This is a genomic window from Tardiphaga sp. 619_E2_N8_4, assembly GCF_051810905.1.
In the GTDB taxonomy this organism is placed as follows: domain Bacteria; phylum Pseudomonadota; class Alphaproteobacteria; order Rhizobiales; family Xanthobacteraceae; genus Tardiphaga; species Tardiphaga robiniae.
Map to the genome: position 1 here is coordinate 706138 of NZ_JBPWQJ010000001.1, position 26409 is coordinate 732546.

General features: G+C 62.3%; 20 protein-coding genes. 13 read left to right on the forward strand and 7 right to left on the reverse strand.

The annotated features are described in order from the left end of the window. Positions 1-3: 3 nt before the first annotated feature. A complete protein-coding gene (locus AB8A23_RS03340) occupies positions 4-816 on the reverse strand; it encodes an N-acyl homoserine lactonase family protein (protein ID WP_439056890.1) in 813 nt (270 codons plus the stop codon). A 267-nt stretch (positions 817-1083) separates the two neighbouring features. Between AB8A23_RS03340 and AB8A23_RS03345 the strand changes: the two genes are divergently transcribed. The 5 genes from AB8A23_RS03345 (at position 1084) to AB8A23_RS03365 (ending at position 8573) form a co-directional block, all read left to right on the forward strand. Next, positions 1084-2580, forward strand: a complete 1497-nt coding sequence (locus AB8A23_RS03345) for a caspase family protein (protein ID WP_439056889.1) — start codon at positions 1084-1086, stop codon at positions 2578-2580. Between the two features lie 217 nt (positions 2581-2797). After that, on the forward strand, positions 2798-3454 hold the full coding sequence (locus AB8A23_RS03350) for an OmpA family protein (RefSeq protein WP_439056888.1): 657 nt from the start codon (positions 2798-2800) through the stop codon (positions 3452-3454). A gap of 230 nt (positions 3455-3684) precedes the next feature. Continuing rightward, on the forward strand, positions 3685-4548 hold the full coding sequence (locus AB8A23_RS03355; protein WP_120288117.1) for an efflux RND transporter periplasmic adaptor subunit: 864 nt from the start codon (positions 3685-3687) through the stop codon (positions 4546-4548). After that, entirely contained in the window at positions 4548-7658 is a 3111-nt protein-coding gene (locus AB8A23_RS03360; RefSeq protein WP_439056887.1) for an efflux RND transporter permease subunit, read from the forward strand. Before AB8A23_RS03355 ends, AB8A23_RS03360 begins: the two co-directional genes overlap by 1 nt. Before the next feature lie 9 nt (positions 7659-7667). Beyond that, the gene (locus AB8A23_RS03365) at positions 7668-8573 is read left to right on the forward strand and encodes an efflux RND transporter periplasmic adaptor subunit (protein WP_439056886.1); all 906 of its coding nucleotides are present in this window, start codon (positions 7668-7670) and stop codon (positions 8571-8573) included. A 15-nt stretch (positions 8574-8588) separates the two neighbouring features. On the opposite strand, the gene AB8A23_RS03370 is transcribed toward AB8A23_RS03365, so the two are convergent. After that, a complete protein-coding gene (locus tag AB8A23_RS03370; protein ID WP_439056885.1) occupies positions 8589-9455 on the reverse strand; it encodes a caspase family protein in 867 nt (288 codons plus the stop codon). 351 nt (positions 9456-9806) lie between these two features. Here AB8A23_RS03370 and AB8A23_RS03375 point away from each other — a divergent pair, with 351 nt between their 5' ends. From AB8A23_RS03375 to AB8A23_RS03390, 4 genes are all read left to right on the forward strand, one after another. Beyond that, entirely contained in the window at positions 9807-11543 is a 1737-nt protein-coding gene (locus tag AB8A23_RS03375) for a hypothetical protein (protein ID WP_439056884.1), read from the forward strand. Positions 11544-11657: 114 nt separating this feature from the next. Then, on the forward strand, positions 11658-12383 hold the full coding sequence (locus AB8A23_RS03380) for a thermonuclease family protein (RefSeq protein ID WP_439060416.1): 726 nt from the start codon (positions 11658-11660) through the stop codon (positions 12381-12383). A gap of 53 nt (positions 12384-12436) precedes the next feature. Continuing rightward, positions 12437-13288, forward strand: a complete 852-nt coding sequence (locus AB8A23_RS03385; RefSeq protein WP_439056883.1) for an LssY C-terminal domain-containing protein — start codon at positions 12437-12439, stop codon at positions 13286-13288. A gap of 86 nt (positions 13289-13374) precedes the next feature. Continuing rightward, positions 13375-14553 (forward strand): pyridoxal-phosphate-dependent aminotransferase family protein, encoded by a 1179-nt coding sequence (locus AB8A23_RS03390; protein ID WP_439056882.1) that lies wholly within the window; start codon positions 13375-13377, stop codon positions 14551-14553. On the opposite strand, the gene AB8A23_RS03395 is transcribed toward AB8A23_RS03390, so the two are convergent. From AB8A23_RS03395 to AB8A23_RS03410, 4 genes are all read right to left on the reverse strand, one after another. After that, complete coding sequence (locus AB8A23_RS03395; protein WP_439060415.1) at positions 14550-15815, reverse strand: MFS transporter; 1266 nt, start codon at positions 15813-15815, stop codon at positions 14550-14552. The two genes, AB8A23_RS03390 and AB8A23_RS03395, sit on opposite strands and share 4 nt — an antisense overlap. An 87-nt stretch (positions 15816-15902) precedes the next feature. After that, on the reverse strand, positions 15903-16490 hold the full coding sequence (locus AB8A23_RS03400; protein ID WP_439056881.1) for a PRC-barrel domain-containing protein: 588 nt from the start codon (positions 16488-16490) through the stop codon (positions 15903-15905). Between the two features lie 59 nt (positions 16491-16549). Further along, positions 16550-18751: an amylo-alpha-1,6-glucosidase gene (locus AB8A23_RS03405; protein WP_439056880.1), complete on the reverse strand. Its 2202-nt coding sequence runs from the start codon at positions 18749-18751 to the stop codon at positions 16550-16552. Between the two features lie 75 nt (positions 18752-18826). Then, entirely contained in the window at positions 18827-20593 is a 1767-nt protein-coding gene (locus AB8A23_RS03410) for an ABC transporter ATP-binding protein (RefSeq protein WP_089266712.1), read from the reverse strand. Positions 20594-20896: 303 nt separating this feature from the next. On the opposite strand from AB8A23_RS03410, the gene AB8A23_RS03415 reads away from it, so the two are divergent. The 4 genes from AB8A23_RS03415 to AB8A23_RS03430 all read left to right on the forward strand — a co-directional run bounded on the left by AB8A23_RS03415 (position 20897) and on the right by AB8A23_RS03430 (position 24949). Next, positions 20897-21961, forward strand: a complete 1065-nt coding sequence (locus AB8A23_RS03415; protein ID WP_089266708.1) for a glycosyltransferase family 4 protein — start codon at positions 20897-20899, stop codon at positions 21959-21961. A 188-nt stretch (positions 21962-22149) separates the two neighbouring features. Next, positions 22150-23733, forward strand: a complete 1584-nt coding sequence (locus AB8A23_RS03420) for a Na+/H+ antiporter (protein WP_231078432.1) — start codon at positions 22150-22152, stop codon at positions 23731-23733. A gap of 113 nt (positions 23734-23846) precedes the next feature. After that, positions 23847-24596 (forward strand): glucose 1-dehydrogenase, encoded by a 750-nt coding sequence (locus AB8A23_RS03425; protein ID WP_439056879.1) that lies wholly within the window; start codon positions 23847-23849, stop codon positions 24594-24596. Positions 24597-24769: 173 nt separating this feature from the next. Further along, positions 24770-24949: a hypothetical protein gene (locus AB8A23_RS03430; protein WP_231078433.1), complete on the forward strand. Its 180-nt coding sequence runs from the start codon at positions 24770-24772 to the stop codon at positions 24947-24949. 7 nt (positions 24950-24956) lie between these two features. On the opposite strand, the gene AB8A23_RS03435 is transcribed toward AB8A23_RS03430, so the two are convergent. Continuing rightward, positions 24957-26321 (reverse strand): FAD-containing oxidoreductase, encoded by a 1365-nt coding sequence (locus tag AB8A23_RS03435; protein ID WP_439056878.1) that lies wholly within the window; start codon positions 26319-26321, stop codon positions 24957-24959. Positions 26322-26409 lie beyond the last annotated feature (88 nt).

Consider the following 26409-nt stretch of genomic DNA (forward strand, 5'->3'; position numbering starts at 1 on the left):
AGATTAGTCTTTCACAAAGGAGCGCGATGGCATCTCGTGCAGCGCATAGGCATCGGCCTTGCTGCCCTCGACGCGCGGATAGAGCTCGCGCACCAGCGGATCATGGCCGGGAATGATGCGATCGGGGTGGCCGGCAAGGCGCTCGCAGGTGGTCCAGCCGTCGCACATGTCACCGATATTGTAGACAATCGGAAACGGGCTGCGGCGCTGCATATTGCCGTAATAATGCGAGGCATCCGATGCCAGCACAACGGGGCCCCGCGCGGTCTGCACGCGCACGATCTGCAAACCATCGGAATGGCCACCAACGCGGTGCAGCGTGACGCCCGGAGCAACCTCGCCATCGCCATTGTGGAACGTGACGCGCTCATTGAACACGTGTCGCACCATCCGCGTGACGTCTTCCGCCGAGAACGGATGCCGCAGCAGCCCGTTGCACATGCAGCGGCCCGTCGCGTAGCTCATCTCGCGGTCCTGCAGATGGAACCTGGCATTGGGGAGGCGATCGAGATTGCCGGCATGATCGTAATGCAGATGCGTGACAATGACGTCGCGGATGTCCGCCGCGCGAGCGCCGAAATCGGCCAGCGCGTCGATGGGATTGATCGTGAGCTTGCGGCTGCGCTCCTTCGAGGCGGCTTCGTTGAAGCCGGTATCGACAAGAATGTCGCGGCCACCGCCGCGGATCAGCCAGACGAAATAATCTAGATCGGCCGCTGCGGTCTCATGGGGATCGGGTGCGAGATAATTCATCTGCGGCGTCCGCGGCGTCATCGTGGCATAGCGGATCGCATAGATTTCGTAAGTCACGCTCATTCGTCCCGTCCCATTCCCGATCGTTGTTATGCGCAACAAGCCATTGCTGCCGGGAAAGGTCAAACCGTTCCAGCCACCGGAATGACCGGGAACCAGGACTGTACGACAACGCCAGACGCGTGGTGAATTGATGCGATAGCTGGCGCCCACACAGCACGTTGACAGCCGCGATCACGCCGGTTTGATAATGCGAATGGCGTGGATTAGTGTCGCTTGCGGCGCAAGCCGCAGCTTGGACAGCGCCCTCAAGTGTGGACCGGTTTCATTATGAAAATGCGCATTGCTCTGATCGCTCTCCTGACGTTTGCCGCCACGCCCATCTGGCAGACCTCCGCCGCGGAAGATCGGACCCACCGGATCGCACTGGTGATCGGCAATGCGAAATATCCGGACGCCGAAGCTCCGCTCAAGGAGCCTATCAACGACGCCCGCGACGTCGCTGCCGAATTGAAGCGTGACGGATTTGAGGTCGATACCGGGGAAAATCTCGGCGGCGACGGCATGCGCCGGGCGCTCGACAAATTCTACGGCAAGGTGAAGCCCGGCTCGGTCGCCCTGGTGTTCTTCAGCGGCTTCGGCATCCAGTCCGCGCGGCAGAGTTACATGATCCCGGTCGATGCCCAGATCTGGACCGAGCCCGACGTGCGCCGCGACGGCTTCAGCCTTGAGACCGTGCTGGGCGAGATCAACGGCCGCGGCGCCGGCGTCAAGATCGCGCTTTTGGACGCATCTCGTCGCAATCCGTTCGAACGCCGGTTCCGCAGCTTCTCCGCCGGACTCGCTCCGGTGATCGCACCGAGCGGCACGCTGGTGATGTATTCGGCGGCACTCAGCTCCGTGGTCAGCGATGGCGGCGGCGATCACGGGTTGTTCGTCAGTGAGCTACTCAAGGAAATCCGGGTTCCCGATCTCACCGCCGAGCAGACGCTGAACCGAACCCGTGTCAACGTCACCCGCGCGTCGCGCAGCGAGCAGGTGCCGTGGATTTCCTCGTCGCTGGCGGAGGATTTCTCTTTCATAGCGGGAACGCGCCCGGCCTCGGCCGCTGTCGCGGAAGCCAAACCGGCCGATCCAGCGCCGGCTGCGACACCGCGCCCCTCTGCTGTGGCCAAGCCGGAAGTCGTCGCGGCACCTGCAGCACCAGCACCTGTTACGCCCACGCCGACCGCTCCGGCAGCAGCGCCTGCGCCGGCCGCGGCACCGACTCCTGCTCCCGCCGTCGCCGCCGAAGCCCCACGTGACGAAAACAAGATCCTGCTGGCGCTGGCGGAGGATCCGACCGTCAAATCGCTGAATGTCAAGCTGACCGACAATCCGGAAGACGCCGGCGCGCTGTATCGCCGTGGCCAAGTCTATGCCAGCAAAGGCGCCTATTCCGCGGCCATCAAGGATTTCGACGCCACGATCAAACTGAATCCCAAGGATGTCGAGGCCTACAACAATCGTTGCTGGGCGCGCACCGTGACCGGCGACCTCGCCGCCGCGCTCAAGGACTGCAACGAGGCCTTGCGCCTGCGCCCGAATTTTGTCGATGCGCTGGACAGCCGCGGCCTGGTGAACCTCAAGAACGGCCAGAGCAAGAACGCCATTGCGGATTTCGACGCTGCGCTGAAGATCAATCCGCAGCTGACCTCATCGCTCTATGGCCGCGGTCTGGCCAAACATCGCCTTGGCCAGACGGCTGAAGGCGATCTCGACATCACCAATGCCAAAGCCATGGACCCGGACATCGTCAAGGAATTTGCCAGCTACGGCGTTCGATAGAACGGCGTTCGATAGGACAGCGCGCGATAGCACGCCAGCCGATGATCCCCAGAGGTCACCAGGATTTCGTAGGAAAGTCGCAAGCCCGGTTTGAACCTGCGGCGCGCGAGCGGACACTATTGATGGCAAGCCGGAAGCCATCCTGAAGCGATCCGGCACCAGAATTTGCTGGATTTGATTCAAGCGCGTTTCGCGCGACGAAATGAAGGATGCACCCATGTCGAACACATCCGCACGCCCTGGCTTCAAGGCACTTCGCACGATCGCCATGATCGGCGTCGCCCTGTCGCTGACCGCAGGCATCGCCGCAGCGGCTGAGGAAGTGACCTCCGACCAGATCCTGCGCGCGCTGGCACCAAAGAAGCCGCTGACCCGCGGTCTGTCGATGACGCCGCCGGCCGAGCCGGCCGTCAATGCCGCCGAAGGCAAGTTCGTCGATTCCCTTCGCAATCGCAGCACGCGGTCGCTGTCGATCGGCGAGCGCGAGCAGATCGCCGCCGTCGCCCAGACCAAGCCGGCCATCGATCTGGAAATTACCTTCGACTACAATTCGGCGAATATCAGCAAGAAGTCGCTGTCCTCGGTGCAGGCCCTCGGCAAGGCGCTGAGCAGCGAAGACCTCAAGGGCGCGACCTTCGTGGTCGCCGGCCATACCGACGCGGTCGGCGGCGAAGAATATAACCAGGACCTGTCCGAGCGCCGCGCCGACGCCATCAAGCGCTATCTGACGGACAAATACGGCATCGCCGGCGCCGACCTCGTCACCGTCGGCTATGGCAAGGGCAAGCCGAAGGCCGGCGTTGCGCCGACCGATCCGTCGAACCGCCGCGTTCAGGTGGTGAATATGGCGAACAAGACCACCGCATCCCAATAGAGCTCGGTGGTACCTCTGAGCTTGCTGCGGATTGCCGCACCACAGCGTTCCGCGCCACGCGGGACGCTGTTTGCTGTGGTGATCGCGGATATCCTGTATAGATTGCCCCGACCTGCCGCCGCACCGATCGAATGCCCCTGGTGCTCCGTAATACCAAGTGGATCGATCTCGCAATGAAGGCTTTTGCCTGCTTCTCCCCCTCTCTCGCATGTCTGTCGCTGGCGGCCACCATGGTCGCAACCACCTCTATCGGCTTCGCCGCTGAACCCGCACCTGCCGGCTCCGCCTCGCCGAATGGCGCCATGGTGATCGTCGCCAAGGCCACCAATGCCTGCTTCTCCGATCTCGTGCGGGTCACTGGATTCGTGGTTCCGCGCCGCGAGGCCGTTGTCGGCGTCGAGACCGAAGGTTCAAAGGTCTCCGAAGTGCTGGTCCGCGAAGGCGACAGCGTCACCGAGAACCAGGAACTGGCCCGGCTGATACCGCCGCCGACAGCAGGCAATGCACGCCCGAATCCTGTGACGCTGCGCGCCCCCGCGGCAGGTCTGATTACCTCCGTGAACACCATCGTCGGCGCGCCGGCCTCGCCGCAGGCCGGGCCGATGTTCAGGATCGCCATCAACAACGAACTCGAGCTCGATGCGGAAGTGCCGAGCATTCATATCCTCAAGCTCAACCCCGGCGTCACGGCGCGGATCAGCCGAGACGATCAGCCCGATATTTTCGGCAAGGTGCGGCTGGTGTCGCCACAGATCGACCGCGTGACACAGCTCGGCCATGTCCGGCTGTCGCTGGCCAGCAATCCGTCGCTCAAGGTCGGTGTCTTCGCCCGCGCCAGCATCGACGCCAAGCGCAGCTGCGGCGTCGCGATCCCGCGCTCGGCGATCGAACACTTCATGGTGCAGCTCGTGAAGGGCAACACCATCGAGACCCGACGGGTAAAAGTCGGGCTGGTGTCCGATACGTCGACGGAAATTCTTGAAGGCGTCGAGGTGGGCGACATCGTCGTCGCCGATGCCGGCACATCACTCCATGACGGCGACAAGGTCCAGACCATGTTCGCCGATGACCTCGATCGATCGCGGGTGCGTTAATGGCAATGAATATCTCGGCATGGTCGATCCGCCATCCGCTTCCGTCCATTGTCTTCTCGATCATTCTTCTGGTACTCGGCTGGATCAGCTTCACCAAGCTGGCGATCACGCGGCTACCGAGCGCAGACATTCCGGTGATCTCGGTCGCTGTCTCGCAATTCGGCGCGGCGCCCGCGGAACTTGAAGCGCAGGTCACCAAGACCATCGAAGACGGTGTCTCCGGCGTCGAAGGCGTCCGCCACATCTCGTCGTCGATCACTGACGGCCTGTCGGTCACGACCGTGCAATTCGCGCTGGAAACCAACACCGACCGCGCGCTGAACGACGTCAAAGACGCCGTAACGCGCGTGCGCGCCAACCTCCCTCAGAATGTCAATGAACCACTGATCCAGCGCGTCGACGTCATCGGCCTGCCGATCGTCACCTATGCGGCGATCTCGCCGGGCAAGACGCCGGAACAACTGTCGTGGTTCGTCGACGACGTGGTCAAGCGCGCGCTGCAGGGCGTGCGCAACGTCGCCCAGGTCGAGCGCATTGGCGGCGTCGAGCGTGAGATTCTGGTCTCGCTCGATCCCGATCGCTTGCAGGCCGCAGGCCTTACCGCTGTCGATGTCTCCAGGCGCCTACGCGGCACCAATGTGGACCTCGCGGGCGGCCGCGCCGAAATCGGCAAGAACGATCAGGCGATCCGGACGCTGGCGGGCGCGAAGACGCTGAATGAACTCGCCGGCACCATGATCAGCCTGCCCTCTGGCGGCGAAGTGCGGCTCGAAGATCTCGGGACGGTCACCGACACCATCGCCGACCGCCGCACCTTTGCGCGCTTTAACGGCGAGCCCGTGGTGGCGCTGGGCATCAAGCGATCCAAGGGCGCCAGCGACGTGGTTGTCGCCGCGGCCGTGCAGAAACGTATCGATGCGCTGAAGGCGTCCTATCCCGACGTCGATCTGAGACTGATCGATACGTCGGTCGACTTCACCAAGGGCAATTACGAAGCTGCAATCTCGACGCTGTTCGAAGGCGCAGCGCTTGCCGTCATCGTGGTGTTTTTCTTCCTGCGCGATCTGCGCGCGACGGTCATCGCCGCGATCTCGCTGCCGCTGTCGATCTTCCCGGCCTTCTGGGCGATGGACCTGCTCGGCTTCTCGCTCAACCTCGTGAGCTTCCTCGCCATCACGCTATCCACGGGCATTCTCGTCGATGACGCCATTGTCGAGATCGAAAACATCGTGCGGCATATGCGCATGGGCAAATCGCCTTATCGCGCCGCGCTGGAAGCGGCCGACGAAATCGGCCTCGCTGTGATCGCCATCAGCCTGACCATTATCGCGATCTTTGCGCCGGCGAGCTTCATGTCGGGCATCGCCGGACAATTCTTCAAGCAGTTCGGCATCACCGTCTCGGTGCAGGTGTTCTTCTCGCTGCTGGCGGCGCGCTTCGTCACGCCTGTGCTGGCAGCCTACTTCCTCAAGGATCACAAGCACGACGATCCACCGCCGGGACGCCTGCTGCAAGCCTACAACAAGCTCGTGACCCTATCGGTGAAGCGCTACTACGTGACGGTTCTGTTCGGTCTCGCCGTCTTCGCACTGTCGATCTGGAGCATCCAGCTGCTACCCCAGGGCTTCCTGCCGGCCCAGGACACGGCGCGTTCGCTCATGGCGATGGAATTGCCACCGGGATCGCAGCTCGCTTACACCGAAAAGGTCACCGAAGACATCGTCGCGCGGCTCCGCAAGCGACCTGAGGTGAAGAGCGTGTTCGTCGATGGCGGTCACGTTCCGCCCGGCACCTATGAAGTGCGGCGCGCAGCTCTGATCATCAACTACACCCCAAAGAGCGAACGCGACAGCGCACGTACACAGCGCCTGCTCGAACTCGATATCAGCAAGGAACTCGAAAGCGTTCCGGATATTCGCTACTGGTTCCTCGACGAAAACGGACTACGCGCCATCTCGCTGGTGGTGACCGGCACCGACAGCAACATCGTCGCCAATGTCGCCAGCGAACTGGCGACGCAGATGAAGCGCATTCCGCTGATCTCCAACGTGATCTCGGAAACCTCGCTGGATCGTCCTGAGCTGCGGGTGCAGCCGCGTGCCGATCTCGCGGCACGGCTCGGCGTCTCCACCGAGAGCCTGTCGGAAACCATCCGCGTCGCCACCATCGGCGACGTCGGCCCGGCTCTGGCGAAATTCGATGCCGGCGATCGCCTGGTGCCGATCCGCGTGCAGCTCGAAGACACGGCACGCGCAGACTTCCAGATCCTCGAACAATTGCGGGTACCGCTTGGCGGCGGCCGCGGCGGTGTGCCGCTCTCCGTCGTTGCCGACATCAAGCTCGACCAGGGACCGACCAGCATCAACCGCTACGACAGGGAACGGCAGGCCACCGTGGCCGCAGATCTCGTCGGCACCGCCGCACTCGGCGATGCCCTGAAGAAGATCTACGAACTGCCGGTCATGAAGAGCCTGCCGAAGAATGTCAGCGTCAAGCAGTCCGGCGACGCCGAAAGCCTGAACGAACTCGCGGATGGTTTCGCCACCGCGATCTCGGCAGGCCTGATGATGGTCTATGCGGTGCTGGTGCTGCTGTTCGGCACGTTCCTGCAGCCGATCACCATCCTGTTCTCGCTGCCGCTCTCGATCGGCGGCGCGATCCTGGCGCTGCTCCTGACGGGCAAGCAACTGACGACGCCTGTCTGGATCGGCATCCTGATGCTGATGGGCATCGTGACCAAGAACGCCATCATGCTGGTGGAATTTGCAGTGGAAGCCATTCGCGAAGGCAAGCCGCGAGAGGTCGCGATCATCGATGCCGGCATGAAGCGCGCGCGACCGATCGTGATGACCACCGTTGCCATGGTCGCTGGCATGATGCCGTCCGCACTGGCCTTCGGCGCCGGGGGCGAGTTCCGCTCGCCGATGGCGCTTGCTATCATTGGCGGGCTGATCTTCTCGACGGCGCTGTCGCTGCTGTTCGTGCCGGCGATGTTCATGATGATGGACGATGTCGGACAATTGGCATGGCGCTTCGGGCGCAAGCTGCTGGTGTCGAGCGGCGAGGAAGACCCGCAAAACGGTCAACCACCCGCCGTCCCGCACAAATAGGCAAATGCAATGACCCTGTCCGTCGCCTCTTCCAAGCGAACCACCACATGGGCCAGATCGCTGGTCGCGTTGTCGCTATGCGTGTTCACGCAGCCGGCTCTGGCCGCCGACGATCCTGCTGACGCCCCGAAGGGTGCAGCAGTGACCGTGCTGACCGCCGCGAAGTCCTGCTTCTCAGCAACGGTCGAAGTCTCCGGCATCCTGATCCCGCGCGAGGAAGTCTCGATCCGTCCGGATCGCCCGGGCCTCAAGGTCGCAGAGGTCATGGTCGATGCCGGCGAGAACGTCACTGCGGGCCAGATCCTCGCACGCCTGACGCCACCGGAAGGCGGATCGCTTCAAGTTCAGGCCACGGTCGCAGGATTGGTCAGCGCCTCTTCCGCCGTTGTCGGATCACTCGCATCGGCCAAGGGCGAGGCTCTTTTCAGCATCATCGCGCGGAGCGAATTCGAATTCATCGGCCAGGTACCGACGCGCGACCTGCCGAAGCTGAAAGTCGATCAGCCGGTCAAGGTCAAGGTGATCGGCGCTGGAGAGCTGGACGGTAAAGTGAAACGCGTCGCCTCCACCGTGGAGCCCAACAGCCAGCTCGGCCAGGTCGTGGTCTCGATCACCTCGGCCCGGCGGCTGATGAGCAATTCCTACGCGCGTGCCATCATCAAAACAGGCGAAAGCTGCGGCGTCGCAGTGCCATTGACCGCCGTTCTCTACAGTGCCGGCGGGACCGTCGTGCAAGTGGTCCGGCGGCAGCGCATCGAGACGCGCCGCGTCGAGATCGGGCTGATGTCAGGCGGACGCGTGGAGGTACGCGAAGGTTTGAGCGATGGCGATGTGATTGTCGCGCGCGCGGGCGCCTTGTTGCGCGAGGGCGATCCGGTTCGTCCGGTGATGGCTAACGCGGACGCTGCAAAGTAATCGTAACGGGAAAGCTTAGCTGCCGGCTTTGGCCGTTGCGCTGTCGCCGAGCAGGATGTCCTCAACGAGCGACGACGACACGGCAGGAACCTGCTCACCGGCGGTCGCGCGGGTAACCGCAACGCGGGTGTTGGTGAAGACGGACTCGGCACTCGCCGGCTTGGCCTTCATGTTCTTCAGCAATTCGGTTGCGAGCAGGCTGTTCTGACCATCCACATCGTCGGCAACCTTGCCCGGCGTCGCCGAGGTCAGGATCAGCGCATTCTCAGGAACATCGATCGGCGCGAGACCACGGGAGTAACCGCGGAAGCGACGCTCATAGGGATTGCGGCGGGACGCATCCAGCACGACCAGTTTGGCCTGGGCACCCTGCTCCTTCATGATATCGAGAACGGACTCGACGCTCATGCCATCGCGACGGATGTCACGCTCTTTCCAGATCGCAGCATCGACCGGGATCATGTAGCTCTGGCGGCCAACCTGAACGCCATAGCCACCGAAATACAGCATCACGACGGTTTCAGGCTTGATCTTGGCCTTCAGGCGCTCGACAGCGCGTGTCATGTCATCGCGGGTCGCGTCTTCCACCACATCGACGTCGAAACCGTCGCGGCGGAGTGCGCTCGTCATGGCACGTGCATCATTAATCGGCTGGCTCAGCGGCGCGCCGGCGTCGGGGTAATGACCGTTACCGATCACCAGCGCGATGCGCGACGCCTTCGTCACGGGATTGATCGTCCCGGTCACCGTCTCGGCCTGTGCAGCTTCCAGCGAGCGCTTGTTCAGCGCGGCATTGGCGCCAAGCACCAGCGACACCAGGCCGACAAGTGCTGCGGCCACAGTGATCGAGCGACGGGATACGCGAAACTGCCGTACGTTCATAACGTCATTCCTGCTCATCGTTCAGGCGCAACCGTGGGTCGCGCGAACGTCGAAATAGGTTTGAAGGGATGCCAAACCAATGAGTATTAAATGCGCTCAATTTGCGGCATCGCAGCAAACTGGTTGTTAACCCGTCGAGCCCACCCGGGCAACCGGTAAAGGCCGGGATTTAAGACAGGGTTACTGACTGACCAGGCTAAGGTCTTGAACGGGCTTGCGCTTCACGCAATTGTAATCTCGACCGATTCGTGCAATTTTTCAAAGGCTTGCAGGTGTCGGGAGGCGATTGCGCCGCAGCAGCGGCGGGCGGTTTTCGAGGCGTGCGCAGGGGGCGGCACTGAAAGAAACCTCATGGGTGTGACTTATTTTGCCGGCGCCGCATACCGCGCGCTGACAGCGAGCAAGGTCGGCCCGTCGCTTTACGACCTCTGCGACCCCCTATTCCACAAGCACACCGGCGGCGACGCCCATATCGTCAAGTTCTACAAAACTGCGCTCGGCAATCCTGCGCTCCGTCCATTGCTCTGTCGCGCCGGCCTGCCCGAGTTGCGTGACCCCGCCCGGTTCAAAGCCATACAGCAGGCCCTGAGAGCGGCGCGCGACGACGCGAGCCCCGATTGGGAAGCCATCGGCCAGCCCATCGCCGAGCTGCTCGACACGGTCGCATTGAGCCATCCAGAGCCGAAGCCGGTGACGGCATCAGCGCAGGCACCGTCGCTGGGCGAGATCGACGATGTCATCAAGGCCTGCGGCACGCATCTGCTGCGCTCGTTCGACCGCAACGGCTTCATTCCTACTTACGCGGCATTCAACCTGATCGGCGATCCCGACATGCATGGCCGCGATTTCCTGATGGCCCTGACGGGCCTGAATTCGCGCGGCTACAAGAATTCGACGCTGCTGTTCACCCTCGCGCGCATCTTCATCGCTCGCTCGCCGGCGGCAAAACTCATCAATCCGCCATGGACCGGAATTGCCGAACCCATGTGGGAGCCGGTGCAGATCCGGCATCGCTCTGCCTATTACGACGCGTTCTTCACCGAGGCGCTGCTCAGCTTCGGCGAAACCGGACTGCCGTCGCCGGACCAGACGACATCCTCGCACCGCGCCATCGATGCGATGGTTGAATTCTGCCTGGTCACCAGCCGCGAGGAAGTCCGCTCGCATGACGGGACGAGCGTGAATGTGATCACCGCGCTGGCGCCGCCGCCGCATCCGCGCTTCAGCCGGCTGTTCGCGCAGATCAAGCAGGATCTCGGTTTCGGCATCTATGTACCGGACTGCGACACCACCGCCTGCTCCTTCTCTGCCGCCACGCAGGCCGGTTCGACCGACCCGATCCTCGATCAGCCTTTGCTCGACTTCTATGCCGGCTATCAGGTCGGCAACGGCAGCAACGAACCGATGGTCACCGTGCCGCTCAACGACCATATCGACTATGACGGCGCCATCGTCACATGGATCGACAATCTCGCGGGCGAGCGGCCCTACGGCAACGATCTCGATCCGACACTCAATCTCGACGTGCTCGAAGTCTCGTTCCGGAATCTCGTCCGCTGGAAGGTGATGGAAACACCGACACGTCTGGAAACGATGCAGCGGATCATCGGCTTCCAGCGCCGCCTTGTGGCATCCGGCGCGTTCGCCGATCCGAAATCGCACATCTACTATCTGCCGGAGCTCTACAGCGCCTATTTCGGCCGCTGCTATGCGGCTTTCCGTGAATTGCCGGCCGAGACACAACAGGCCATCGATACCGACGGCACGTTCGACTTCATCCGCCTGCGTGTGCTCGCTTATGTACAGGGCGAGTTGATTGCGCGGGAAATGAACGCGTTCGATGCGGCACTCGCGCTGATCGCGCTGGGACATCTCGGCGGCGAGCTCGCGCATTTCGCACCCGCGCTGCGCTGCATCATCACGGCAACAGGCGAAGGCGGCCGCAAGGGTCCGTTCAAGGCCTATGAATGGAACAAGATGAAAACGCCGACACGGATTCTCGTCGGCGGTCCCGAAGTAACCTCAGCCTTCGTGCTGATGGGTCTCGCACTGGCGCGGCGGAGAATGATGAACGGCCACGCCGCATAGGTCATCGCGCGAAGTTGAAGGTATGAAGGAGCGACCGCGCTGGCATGCACGGCGAAATGCCCGCACTGTCTCCGGATTGTCGTCATGATTTTGCAATCAAACGGTTCGATGCGCATGTTCCGCACCTTCTCTCTTTTTGTCGCGATGCTTTGCATTCCCGCACTGGCACAGGCCGCCGACGTGACCGGGGTGCCGAAGATTCGTGATGGCGACCAGATGACCATTGGCGCGACCCGCATCCGGCTCGCCGGCATGGACTCGCCCGGCCTCGATCAGTTGTGCCTGAATGCCGCCGGCGAGCGCTGGACCTGCGGTGTCGCAGCGCATGAAGCGCTTGTTGAACATGTCGGCGACAAGAGCTGGACCTGCCACGTACTACGGACCGATCGGTTCGGTCGCTCGGTCGCCAAATGCGAGGTGGACGGCGAGGACATCAGCCAATGGATGGTGAAGAGCGGCTGGGCGCTCTCCTATGTGCGCTTCTCGCATGCCTATGATGCCGACGAGAAAGCCGCACGTGACGCCAAGGCGGGACTTTGGGCGGGCGCGTTCTTTGCGCCCTGGGACTGGCGCGTACGCAACAAGAAAACCACCATTCTCGGCTCGATCAAGCCTCCGGAGGATGCCTTGCCGATCCTGCTGGCCTCGGCATCCGGCCACGTGGCGCCGTCTCCAACTTGCCGGATCAAGGGCAACGTCAACCGGGCCGGCGTCTGCATCTACCACACGCCCGAAAGCCGCTGGTATGCCAAGATCAGCATGCGGATCAGCAAGGGAACACGCTGGTTTTGCTCTAAAGAAGAGGCCGAAGCCGCCGGCTGCCGCGAGACCCGACGATGACATCGTGGCGCTGACGTGGCAGGTTCCCCGCTCAGATTCGATCGAGCGGAACCGTGGCTGACCTGCAGACGGATGTCATTGCGCAAAAACAACGCCGCAGCCGGACATTCCGGGCGGCGCGGCTGACGTTGCTCGCTTTGGTCATCTATGGCGGCATCGCCTATCTGTTGCTCCCGGAACTCTGGACCCATTACGAGCACCAGAAGAGCCTCGCCGGCCTGCCGATGACGACCATGACCGCGCAGGGCATCCCGGGCGATCCCATCAATGTCGGCCTGATCGGCGACAAGAAGGACGTGCTGTGCGCGATGCATGCTGCCGGCTGGTATCCCGCGGATCCCGTAACCTTGCGCTCATCCCTCGAGATTGTCGGCAGCGTCTTGCTCGACCGACCCTATCGCGAAGCACCGGTGAGCCCGCTGGTTTATCTCGGCCGCCGCGAGGATCTCGCTTTCGAGAAGCCGGTCGGCAACAGCGCTGATCATCGCCACCACATCCGGCTCTGGAAGGTCCTCGACAAGGGACAGGAAGATCGCCCGGTCTGGCTCGGCGACGCGACTTTCGATCGCAGCGTCGGGATCAGCAAATACACCGGCGCGATCACGCATCATATCGCTGCCGATATCGACGCGGAGCGCGCGGTGCTCGCAGGCGACATCGAAAAGGCCGGCATGGTTGAGGCCAAATATCAGGTCACAGGAATCGGGCCAACCGTCGCCGGCCACAATGGCGGCGGCGACCTGTACTACACCGATGGCGAAGTCTGGATCCTGCGGCTGGTGGTGGCCTGCGCCAAACACGACGGCCCTCCCGAGACGATCCCGAGCCCGGCGGCGACCGAGATCAAGGACCAGATCTTCCAGGCCATCGCGAATGTGATCGGGCGTGATGCGCTGACTCACTAAGCAGTCAAATTCAAACCACCTCACACGCGCTTTGATTTCGCGCTGCGCCATGGCACCATGGCCGAAAATACCAACAAGGATTGAAAATGGTCGTTCGTGCAGGTCGTGAATTTCTCGCCATCCCCGGCCCCACCACGATGCCAGACGAAGTATTGCGGGCGATGCATCGTCCGCCGCTGGATATCTACTCCAAGGAAATGGTGCAGCTCACATTCGGGCTGCTGCGCGATATCGGCACGTTGTTCGCCACTAAAGGCAATACCTATATGTACATCGCCAACGGGCATGGTGCCTGGGAAGCGACGCTCACCAATGTGCTGTCGCGCGGCGACAAGATTCTGGTGCTGGAAAGCGGGCGTTTCGCGGTCGGCTGGGGGCATGCTGCGCGCGCCATGGGCGTCGACGTGCAGAGCCTGAAGGGCGACTGGAATCGCGCCATTCGTCCTGCCGAGGTTGAAGCAACGTTGCGACAAGACGCCAGGCACGAGATCAAGGCTGTGCTTGCAGTGCAGATCGACACGGCGTCAGGCGCGTTCAACGACATTGAAGCCATCGGCAAGGCGATCAAGGCCGCCGGTCATCCCGCATTGTTCATGGTCGACACCGTGGCTTCGCTCGGCTGCATGCCGTTCGAGATGGATGCATGGGGCATCGATGTCGCCATGTCCGGCTCGCAGAAAGGCCTGATGACACCGCCCGGCCTCGGCTATGTCGCCGCCAATGACCGCGCGCGCGAAGTGCACAAAACTGCCAATCTGCGCACACCCTATTGGGATTGGACCGAGCGCGACGGCGACGAGCACTACCGGAAACATTCGGGCACCGCGCCGGTGCACCTGATGTTCGCGCAGCGTCAGGCCATTGACATGCTGTTCGACGAGACGCTGGTCAACGTGTTCCAGCGCCATCGATTGCTGGCGGAAGCCGTGCGCCGTGCCGTTGCCGTATGGGCCGATGGCGGCGTGCTGAGCTTCAATATCATCGAGCCGAAAGAACGCGGCAACACGGTCACGACGGTGCGGATGGACGACCCGACGCCGCTGCTCGATTACTGCCGCGACAAATGCGGCGTCATTCTCGGTGTCGGCATCGGCGACCTGCACGGAAAAGCATTCCGCATCGCCCATATGGGCCATGTCAACGCGCCCATGATTCTCGGAACGCTCGGCGTGATCGAGATGGGACTGCAGGCGCTCGGCATTCCGCACGGCAAGGGCGGTGTCACGGCGGCGGTCAACTTCCTCGGCGAGAGCGTCGCGCCCTAAGGTCCGCTCTCAACCTCGCCGTGGTCGCGGCGGGTTTCCGGCATCACCAGCCAGATCAGCAACAGACCAAGCCCGGCCACGCAGGCCAGGCCGACAAAGGCAACCGGCGCGCCGAGCTTGTCGGCGACGAAGCCGGCGGTGACCGTGCTGAGTGACGCGCCGATGCCGGTGGCTGTGCCGACAATGCCTTGCGCGAGACTGAAGCGACCGCTGCCAAAGGCGATGTCGGCGACGATCAGCGGGATCATCACGCTGAACACGGCAGCAGTGACGCCGTCGAAGACCTGCACGGCGACCAGTGCAAACGGATCGGTGACTACGGCGAACAGCAATCCGCGGATCACGAGCGCGGCGAAGGCGATCAGCAGCAGTGGCCGGCGGCCCCATTGCTGCGCCTTTCGGCCCACCGTCGGCGAGGTCGCCGCGACGATGGCCTGCGGTACCACGATGCAGAAGGCGATCAGCGCCGGTGCCCAGTCGGCCGAGCGCGTCGTGACGACGCCCGCCATCAACGGCAGCATCGCGGCATTGGCGAGCTGCAGCAGCAGCACAGCGCAGGCGAAAATCAACAGCGGCTTCTGGCGCACCAGATCGCGGAAGCGGATCGGCTTATTGCTCTCGGCCTCTTTGGTGCTGGCGCCATGCGCCTGTGCGGAGTTGATCTCCTGAGGCCGAATCCGCGACAGCGCGTAGAGCACCGGCAGCGCCAGCAGGAAGGTGACGATAAAGACCGACCGGCTCGACAGCAGATAGCCGCAAGTGCCCATGACGGCGGCAGCGACGCCATTGCCGAGCGAGGCGAAGCGCGCATTGCGCCCCAACCGTTCACCGATCCGCAGCGGCCCGACCAGCCCGAGGCTGATAGCGGCGATCGCAGGGCCGAGCACACAGCTCGCCATCGCATGCAACGTCGCTGCCGCGACAATGACGGGAAACACCGGCAGCGCTGCATAGGCTAGCGCACAGCCGCCGATCGTTGCGACCGCGGCGCCGGCGACCAGCCGCGTCGAGCGCGCCGCATCGATTATCGCGCCACCCGGAATTTGGCCGAGCAGCGCGACGATGCCCCCGATCGACAGCACGAAGCCGATCTCGACCTGGGTCCATTTCTGTGTGGTGAGATAGACCGCAACGAACGGACCGAATCCGGTTTGCACATCGGCGAGAAAGAAGATGAACCAGTCGAGCCCGCGCAGGCTCTGCTTCGATGGCTCAGGACTCCGCTGCGGCTCCTGCGGGCCCAGCTCGGACTCCGGCGCAATCCCCGGCGCACAGGCGACCTCGGGCACCGCGGCGACATCGTCGCGGCGGGAGAGATCGGCTGCACGTGTGGTCGCGTGAACCGCCAATTAGCGCTCCTGCATGGTGAGAGGCGGAAACCTCAGCGGCGTCAGTGTGCCGGACGCGCCGAGCACGACGATGGGCTGGTCGTCCTTGTATTCCGGCGCAGCACGCACCTGCTCGCGTGTAAGATCGAGCGTGATGCTGGCGGTCTTGTCGGCCACGTTCCAGAAATGCAGCGCACCCCAATCGACCACGATCTTGCGCGAGCCGACCCCGAGGAATCCGCCGAAGTCGATGACCGCGCCGCGCACCTGCCCCGCGCGATCGACGATCACGTCTGCGATACGTCCCATATTCTCGCTTGCGGGACTGCGCACGTCGCGGCCGAGAATGCCTTTGGCATCGAAAGCGTCGATCACCGTAACCGATGGCGGCTTGGCGACAGGCGCAGGAGGCGTGGACACGACCGGTGGCGCTGCCGGCTGCACCGCAGCCGCATCCGGTGCTGGCGGCGGCACGGACGGCTGCGCTTCAGGGGTGGATTTCTCTGACGACGCGGGCGGAGGCACAGGCGCATCCGCCGCCTGGCACACGGCCACGGCGTTCAACGCCAACGCTACAGCCAATCCGGCAACGATGCGAATTGCAGGCATGGAAACTCCCTCACTCACGCGTTTCGCTGATGGGCACGACCCCAGCGCCAGGCGACGCGTCAATGCGTCAATACGATCGATACCTGGATCTGACCGCGGGTTCGCAACACTTCCAGCGACACATCGTTCTCGTGTTTGCGCAGGCAGAGATCGACGCTGGATTCGCCGAGCTGAAGATCGCGCAAAATGACGTATTGCAGGAAAGCGGGCAGCCGCGGATCGCGGAAACGAATTTCCCCGCGCGCGACATCGAATTCGATTCCTAGCGCTGCCTCGAGCAGGGTATACGGCGTTGCGCTGGCCCAGGCCTGCGGCGCGCAAGCCACCGGATACAAGGTCGGGCCACGGCGTTTTTCGCGCTGGAAGCCGCAGAACAATTCCGGCAATCGTCGCAAGTCCATATAGGCCGCGGTGTCGAACAGGCCCTTGAATACAGCCTCGACCGAATGCTTCAGGCCATAGCGCGCTAGACCGAGTGTGATCAGCGCATTGTCGTGCGGCCAGATCGAGCCGTCATGATAGGACATGGGATTGTAGCGCGCCTCGCCGCGCGCAATGGTACGAATGCCCCAGCCGGTGAAAAAATGCGGACGCATCAGGTCGGCGGCGACCATGCGCGCACGGTCTTCACGGACGATGCCTGTGAACAGCAACTGGCCCGCATTGGAGGCGCGAACCGCGCAAGGCATCTTCTTGCCGTCGAGCGCAAGCGCATAGGTGCCGAGTTCCTCGCACCAGAAAGCTTCCTCGAACCGCGCAGCAAGTTGCTCCGCTTCGGCCTCGAGCTGCCGGGCCTTGTCGGGTAGGCCTATGCGCAATGCGAGACGCGACGCCAGATGCTTGGCGGCGAAGACATAGCCTTGCACCTCCGCCAGTGCGATATTGCCCTCAGCGAGCTTTCCATCGGCATGAAAGATGGCGTCATACGAATCTTTCCAACCCTGGTTCTGCAATCCTTGTTCGGTCGCGCGCTGATATTCGACAAAGCCATCCCTGTCGGGATCGCCCGGACCATCGATCCATCCGAGGGCCGCCTCAACGGCCGGCCACAGCTCGCGCAGGGTTTCATCATCGCCGGTGCGCTCGACATACATTCCTGCGAGCATCACAAAGAGCGGCGTGGAGTCGACGCTGCCGTAATATTGCGCGAACGGCACCTCACGCAGGGCAGCCATCTCGCCGCCGCGCATTTCGTGCAGGATCTTGCCGGGCTCGGCATCCGCAAGCGGATCGACCGACTTCGCCTGAAATGCCGCAAGCCGTTTCAGCACGCCGCGCGCTACGCGCGGATCGATCCACAACAGTTGCAGCGCCGTGATCAGGCCATCGCGACCGAATGTCGTGGAGTACCAGGGAATACCGGCATAGGGATATCGCCCCTGCGGCGTATTCGTCATCAGGATACTGAGATCGGCCATCGCCTGGCAAAGCACCTCGTTGAAAATATCATTCGAGGTCTCGACCGTCGCCGCACCCTTGCTGAAATTGCGCATCTCGCGGCGGTGCGCGAGCAGCCCACGAAAGAACGGTACAGGCTTGTGGCCGACCTCGGCATTGCAACTGACAGCAACGAACAGTGACGTCGTTTGCTGCGGATTCAGCTCGAAGTGGTAGGTCGCGGTATTGGCCGCCAGCCGCGTCGGGCGCGGATCGAAATGCACCATCGTGCTGAGCGGCTTGCCGTCGAGGCCGGTATATTCCAGCGCAACGTCACTGGGCCCGACCAGGCGGCTCGTGGCGATGCCACGATGCTTGCGTTTTTCGCCGCGCACTTCGAACAGATCGGCAAAGTCATTGTCGAATGTGAGCGTCAGATCGAAACTGGCGCGGTGTTCGCCGTGATTCTGCAGGCCGATCCGCTGATAAGCCGCACCGCGCCACAGGAAGAAGGTGCGCACGATGTGCAGCATATCTTTCTGCAGCACGAGGCGGCCGTTGCGATAGATATCCGGATTGGTCAGATCGACGGTCAGCGACGAGTTGTCATCGCGCAGATTCGAGCCGAGCAACAGCGGCTGAACATCGTTCAGCGCCAGTTCGAGCCGCGCGAGATAACGCGTGTCGGCGTTGAACAGTCCATCCGGCCCACCCGCGGACGCGCCAATGTCACCATGACTGTCGAGCACCACAAACGTATCGTCGTGCTTGAGCGCGCGTCGTGGGCGCGAAGCAGGGCCCGTCATCGGAATGTAGAACGGCGACTCGACCGCCTTTTGATCGGCGATAGCGTTCAACTTGGTCGCGGCGGCTTCGATGGGCATGGATGACCTCGGCCGGTTGTAAGGTGAAGACAGGCACGAAGATAAACACAGCGCCTGGAGAGGATAACTGAGTCGTCAGGCTGCGTGCTGCGCGAGACGGCTCATTTCCTGTGTGACGAGTTCCCGATACGGCCCCTCGCCCTGCATCAGATGATCAGGTTTGCCGTCCTCAATGATCTTGCCGCTCTGCAGCATGACCACGCGATCGAAATTCCGCAACGTCGCGAGGCGATGCGCGATCGCGATTACCGTGCGACCACGCATCAGACGCGCCAGCGCCTCACGAATCGCCTCTTCCGATTCACTGTCGAGGGCAGCCGTCGCCTCATCCAGCAGCAGAATGGGCGCGTCCTTCAGGAAGGCGCGTGCAATGGCGATGCGCTGGCGCTGCCCGCCGGACAGTTTGACGCCGCGGTCCCCGACCATGGTGTGAAGGCCTTCCGGCAGCGTCTCGACGAAGTCGCAACGCGCCGAAATGGCTGCACGCAATACCTCGTCATCCGTCGCCTCGGGACGTCCATACCGGATGTTCTCCATGATGGAGCGATGGAACAATGAGATGTCCTGCGGTACCACGGAGATTGCATGACGCAGGCTGTGCTGGGTCACGCGTGAAATATCCTGGCCATCGATGGTGATGCTGCCATCCTGGACGTCATAGAAGCGCTGCAACAGCACGAACAGGCTCGACTTGCCGCCGCCGGATTGGCCGACGAGCCCGACCCGCTGCCCGGCATTGAGCCGCAACGTGAACTTGTCGAACACCTGCAGACCGCCGGGATAACGAAACGAGATATTGTTGAAGGCGATCGCTGCGCCCGACTTCACCAGCGGCTCGGCCTCGGGATGATCGCTAAGCTCATGCGGCACCAGCAATGTGGACAGCGCCTCGGACAAGCGCGCAACATGTTGCGTGACATCCACGAGCGCCACCGCAAGATCTCGCGTCGCATGCAGAATCGAGAGACCGAGCGTACAGATCAGAACGACGTCGCCGGTGCTGGCACCGCCGCGTTGCCACAGCATGATCGCCCAGGCGAGTAGCCCGATCGTGAGCGCGACCGTGATGGCCGCATGCGTCAAGCGCAGACGCTCAAGGTAGCGCAGGCTGCGACCACGGGCATTCAGCTCGCGATCGACCGTTTCATCGAAGCGGTCATGTTCGAAGCTCAATCCGCAGAATGCGCGGACCAGCGGCATATTGTTGATGACATCGACCATTTCGCCATCGACGGCGGCCGCCTTGCTGGCGAAGTCGTCATGCAGTTTCTTGCCGGCCGCGGCCATCTTGAACATCATCACGACCACCGCGCCCGCCACCACTGTCAGTCCCGCCGCCATCGGCAGGCTGACGGTTCCAATCAGCAGGATCGCCGCGAATGTCGCGACGCAGGGCGGCAACACGTTCCAGACAAACATGTTTTCGACGGTGAAGACCGCGTTGGACGTTGCCGTGATACGGCTGGTCAGCATGCCGGGCAGCCGATCCGAGAAGTAGCTCGGTGCGTGTCCGGTCAGATGGCGAAAGATATCGCGCCTGAGATCGCCGGTGACACCAACGAATGTGTAGCTCGCGGTCCAGCTGGCCACGCGCCACAGGAACATGTCTGCCGTGATCAGCGAGATCAGAACGCCAAATGCGATCCAGACGGTATTACCGGCTCCCGAAGGTCCCGATGAGAGGCCATCGACTAAAAATTTAATTCCGTACTGCGTGCCCACCGAACAGGCGACGGCTGCAAGCACGGATATCAGGATGATCAGATGCGATGCAGAACGCATCCTGATGTAGCGCATCACGAAAGCGAAAGGGCGATACGCATATCCGGAAAGACTGTCCATGTGATTGTCAAAACCCGTTGAATAAGAACAAGAATCTCGACGGACAGCGTCCCCGCCCGCTGATGGAGATGATGCCATCCCGAATTTCCCACGCTCTCGCCATCTCGGCGCAACATTCGGGCAGCATTAACACTCCGGAAACCGTGGTTGAACGTGATGGCATCAGCAAGACCACAGTGTGGACGAACTACGCAGATCACATAGGAACCTCGCAGATGCGAGAACGTTCCAGCTTCAGGCATACCGGTACCGACACGTCGTCGCTGAAGTTGTTCATCACTTCCAACATGGGAGATATGTAAAATGCGCATCGCGCAAGTTGCTCCGCTGACAGAAGCCGTTCCGCCGAAGCTCTATGGAGGCACGGAACGCGTCGTCCACTGGTTGACCGAAGAGCTGGTGGCGCAGGGGCATGATGTTACGCTGTTCGCCAGCGGCGACTCTCAAACGTCAGGCAAGCTCGACGCCGGATGGCCGAAGGCGCTGCGGCTCGATGGCTCTGTCCGCGATCCCAACGCCCTCCATATGGAAATGCTCGAGCGTGTAAGACAGAAATGTGACGACGACGAATTCGACGTTCTGCATTTCCATCTCGATTACTATCCGTTCTCGCTATTCTCCCGCCAACCCACACCATTTCTCACGACGCTGCATGGCCGTCTGGATCTGCCGGAACATCAGCCGACCTTCACGACTTTCTCCAAGATTCCCGTTGTTTCGATTTCGAACGCGCAGCGGCGCCCGGTACCGCAGGCGAATTTCGTGCGCACGATCTATCACGGCCTTCCCGAGAAATTGCTGACGCCGCAACCGATCACGCCGAGCTACCTCGCCGTGCTCGGGCGTATTGCGCCCGAGAAGGGCGTCGACCGCGCGATCAAGATCGCCATCCGCGCCGGCATCCCGCTGAAAATCGCGGCCAAGATCGACCGCGCGGATGAGGACTATTACGAGCAGGTCGTTCGCCCACTGATGGATCATCCGCTGGTCGAATATATCGGCGAGATCAGCGACCGCGAGAAGCCGGAATTCCTCAGCGGCGCCTATGGTCTGTTGCTGCCGATCGACTGGCCCGAGCCGTTTGGCCTGGTGATGATCGAATCCATGGCCTGCGGCACGCCGGTCATTGCCTATAACCGCGGCTCGGTGCCGGAGATCATCGACGAGGCCCTTACCGGCTTCATCGTCGAGGACGAGACCAGTGCAGTTGCCGCGGTGGGTCGTCTCGCCGGCATGGACCGTACAGCGATCCGCAAGCAGTTCGAAACCCGCTTCACCGCCCGGCGCATGGCTCTCGATTATGTGGCCACCTATCGCAGCATGATGGAGCATAGGGTGTCGCTGCGACTGGTCAGCAGCGCAGAGTAGTCTGAAGCGCATAATTAAGGCATCGAAGGGCGGCCCGTCGGGTCGCCCTTTTTCGTGCTGGCCTGCTGCAAAATCACTGGCCCGCTGTACAGCCCGTGCGACATTTGCAAGATAGATGACAGACATCAGATCACGGCATTGGCCCGAATCGACGTCCGACCGTTTTTCTCGCATCTCGACAGGCCCTCATGACCGCCGTTTCCCGCTTCGAAATTATCCTGCTGCTGATGGCTGTCATCGTTTTGCTCGACATGATCGCGCGGCGTTTTCAGCTCCCGCGCGCAGCTGCCCTGATCCTCGGCGGCATCGGCTTCGCACTGATCCCGGGCACCCCGGATGTCGAGATCGACCCCGAGCTGGTGCTCGTCTTGTTTCTGCCGCCGCTGCTGATGTCGAGCGCCTGGTTCACCTCCTGGCGGGATTTCCGCGCCGATCTTCGCATCATATTGCAGCTCGCCGTTGGCGCTGTCTTCTTCACCACCCTCGTGGTCGGCGTAGTCGCGCATCTGGTGATGCCGTCGCTGCCCTGGGCCGCCTGTTTTGCGCTCGGCGCCATTGTCTCGCCGCCGGATTCGGTGGCGGCAAAGGCCGTGCTCCAGAGCGTGCCGCTCCCGCCGCGCATTATCGTGCTGCTGGAGGGCGAGAGCCTCGTCAACGACGCATCGGGCCTGGTGCTGCTGCGCTTCGCCATCGCGGCAGCGCTGACCGGCTCGTTCAGCGCCACTGCGGCCACCGTGAGTTTCTTCTCGGTTGCGATCGGCGGCCTGCTTGTTGGCATCGCATTCGCCTTCGCCGCTATCCTGGTAATCAAGCGCATCAAGGAAATCGACCTCGCGATTGCATGGACCTTCCTGGTCGCCTGGATCTCCTATATCGCCGCGGAAAAGCTGCACGTCTCCGGCGTGCTGTCCACCGTCGCATGCGGCATGATCCTCGGATGGAAGCAGCACGAGTTCTTCGGCGCTGCGACGCGCACCCGCGCCACCGCAGCGTGGAGCGTCGTCGTATTCGTGCTGGAATCTCTGGTGTTTATCCTGATCGGGCTGTCGCTGCGCGGTGTGCTGTATCGCCTCGGCGGCTATGACGCGGTGGTGGCGCTGTTGCCGGTGACGGCTGCTGTCATCGCGGCAGTGATCCTCGCGCGCTTCGCCTGGATGTTTCCCGGCACCTATCTGCCACGTATGCTGATGCCGAAGCTCCGCGCCCGCGACCCCGCTCCGCCATGGACGGTGCCGTTCATCATGAGCTGGGCCGGTTTGCGCGGCGTGGTGAGCCTCGCTGCCGCATTATCATTGCCGGAGGAATTTCCGGGCCGCGACGTCATCCTGGCGATCACCTTCGCAGTCATCCTGGTAACCGTCCTTGTCCAGGGCTCGACGCTGGCACCGATCGTGCGCCGTCTCATCAAAACCGACAATGTCCGCGCACCGCATCATTCCAAACTCAGCGAAGCGCAGGCGCGCGCGCGCGTTGCGGCCGCGCAATTTTCTGCCATCGAGAAGGCGTCACGCAATGATGACGGCACACATCGCCATCCGCGCCTGTTCGAGCAATATACCTATCGCAAGGGCGCCGCGGCGCGCTATGCCGAAGAGGCTGAGGCACTATCGCCGCACCGCATCGACCATTACACGACCGTGCTGGCCGCCATCGAAGCCGGCCGTGCAGAGCTTCTGAAGATGCACCGTGAGGGCGAAATCCACGACAGTGTGCTGCATGCGATCGAGGAAGGGCTAGATCTCGAAGAAGTCAACGCAAGACGTTTTCTGTAAAGGCCACGCTTCCTTTAGCAGCCATTCGCCGTGGCGCCTTCACAGCCGCCACCATCGGCTCTAACCTTGATCGTCAAGCGCCAGTCAAGGCGCAAAATCCGGGAGAAAACAACATGCGACTTCAAGGCCTATCCACCATCGTCACCGGCGGCGCATCGGGTTTCGGTGCCGAGATCGCGCGGTCTTACGCGCGCGAAGGCGCCAAGGTCGTCATCCTCGATCTGAATGCCGATGGCGCGAAAAAGGTTGCGGCCGAGATCGGCGACGGCGCAATCGCCCTTGGCGGCAGCGTCACCAGCAAGGCCGATGTTGATGCCTCGGTGAAGCTCGCGGTCGAAAAATTCGGCAAGCTCGACGTCGTCGTCAACAATGCCGGCTGGACCTTTCGCAACAAGCCCTTGCTCGAAGTGACCGAAGAAGAATTCGACAAGGCGTTCGACATCAATGTGAAATCGATCTTCCTGATGACCAATGCCTGTGTGCCGGTGATGAAGAAGCAGAAGAGCGGTCGCATCATCAATATCGGCTCGACAGCCGGCGTCCGGCCGCGCCCGGGCCTGACCTGGTACAATGCCACCAAAGGCGCGGTGAACCTGATGTCGAAATCGATGGCCGTGGAACTGGCGCCCGATGGCATCCGCGTCAATTGCATCGCGCCGGTGATCGGCGAAACCGCGCTACTGGAATCCTTCATGGGCGTGCCGGATACGCCAGAGAACCGCGCTAAATTCATCGGGACGATCCCGCTCGGCCGCATGTCGCGCCCCTCGGATATCGCCAATGCCTGCGTGTATCTGGCGGGTGAGGAATCCGAGTTCCTCACCGGCGTGATCTTGCCGGTCGATGGCGGGCGAACAATCTAGAACGAGGAAATTCATAAACCATCGAATCCGGTCAGATTCGATTCACCACGCGCGTTAAGCAGTTCACCGGCCATTCATGCGATGGTCGCGTCATGATCGAGGGACACACCTCGGCAGGGAAGGCGTCAGGGTCAGGCCGGTCAACGGTCTGACCCCTCTCTTTGGGGATCGGCATGGCACAAAAGAAGAAACCGGCTCCGCGCAAGAAAGCCAGTGCATCGGACGCTGTTCATCCGATTTCTGCAGTCGCGGCTGTTGCAGTCCGCAGCCTTATCAATATGGCGATTGTGTCCGCATCCTGCGCAACCACCTTGCTGACGCTGATGGCCGTACTCAAATTCCAGACCGCCTGAGCGGCGATCACTTCATCTCGTTGAGCAGCGTCGGGATCAGTTCCGACACCGTCGGATGGATCGGCACCGCCCATTGCAACTGGGTGTAATCGGCGCCGGCATTCATGATGTCGAGAATGCCATGGATCGCCTCGTCGCCTCCGGTACCGAGGATGGCGGCTCCCAAAATCTTCTTCGTTTCAGCATCGACCACAACCTGCATCATGCCCGCGGTCTCGCCCTTCTCGACGGCGCGGCCCACATGGGTCATCGGCCGGTTGCCGATCAGTAATTTCTTTCCTGTGGCCTTTGCCTGAGTCAGCGTCATGCCGACGCGGCCAAGCGGCGGGTCGATGAACAGCGCATAGCCGGGAAGCCGATCGCTGACGCGGCGGCTTGCGCCATCGAGCAGGTTCGCGGCAATGATCTCGAAGTCGTTGTAAGCCGTATGCGTGAAGGCGCCGCGTCCGTTGCAATCGCCCATGGCAAAAATGCCCGGCACGTCGGTGGCGAGACCGTCATCGACCTTGATGTAGCCGCGGTCATCCACAGCGACGCCAGCCTTGTCGAGACCGAGATCGTCGGTATTCGGACGGCGTCCCACCGCGAGCAAAACATCACTGCCGATGATCTCCGGCGCGCCTTCGCTGCAGTCGACACCGACAGCCACGCCATCCGGATGCGGCTTGAAGGTGATGCATTCGGCATTGGTTCGGATATGGATGCCTTCGGCGAGCAGGATATCGCGGATCGCCTCTGAAATCTCCACATCCTCACGCGAGACCAGATGCGCGCCCTTCTCGACCACCGTCACTTCGGCGCCGAAGCGGCGATACATCTGCGCAAATTCGAGGCCTATATAGCTGCCACCGATCACCACCAGATGTTTCGGCACGCGATCCAGCTGCAGGATGCCCGTATTGGTCAGATAATTGACATCGTTGATCCCCGGCATGTCCGGCACGACAGCCCGCCCACCAACATTCAGGAAGATCGTTGGCGCCGTCAGCAACTCGTCGCCGACGCGGATCGTATCCGCGGATTCGAAGCGCGCGTGCCCATTGATGACCGTGCATTTGTCCATACCGCGCAACCAGCTTTCGACGCCGTTTCGCGAATCATGGATTACCTTGTCCGCCCGCGCCTTCACGCGAGCCATATCGATCCGCACGGGCGCGTTGATCATGACACCATAGTCGGCGCCGCGGCGTGCAAGATGCGCGGCATAGGCGCTGGCAACCAGCGTCTTGGTCGGCTTGCAGCCGGTATTGACGCAGGTGCCGCCAAACAGATGACGCTCGACGATCGCCACAGACATGCCGGCAGACGTGAGCCGACCCGCGAGCGAAGGCCCCGCCTGGCCGGCACCGATGATGATCGCGTCGAAGCGCATGATTTCAGCTCCCAACCGGCACAGCCGATGCTCCACCGTGGCGAGAGACTATCGTTGGAATCGGCATCAGCCAACGGATGACCGAAGT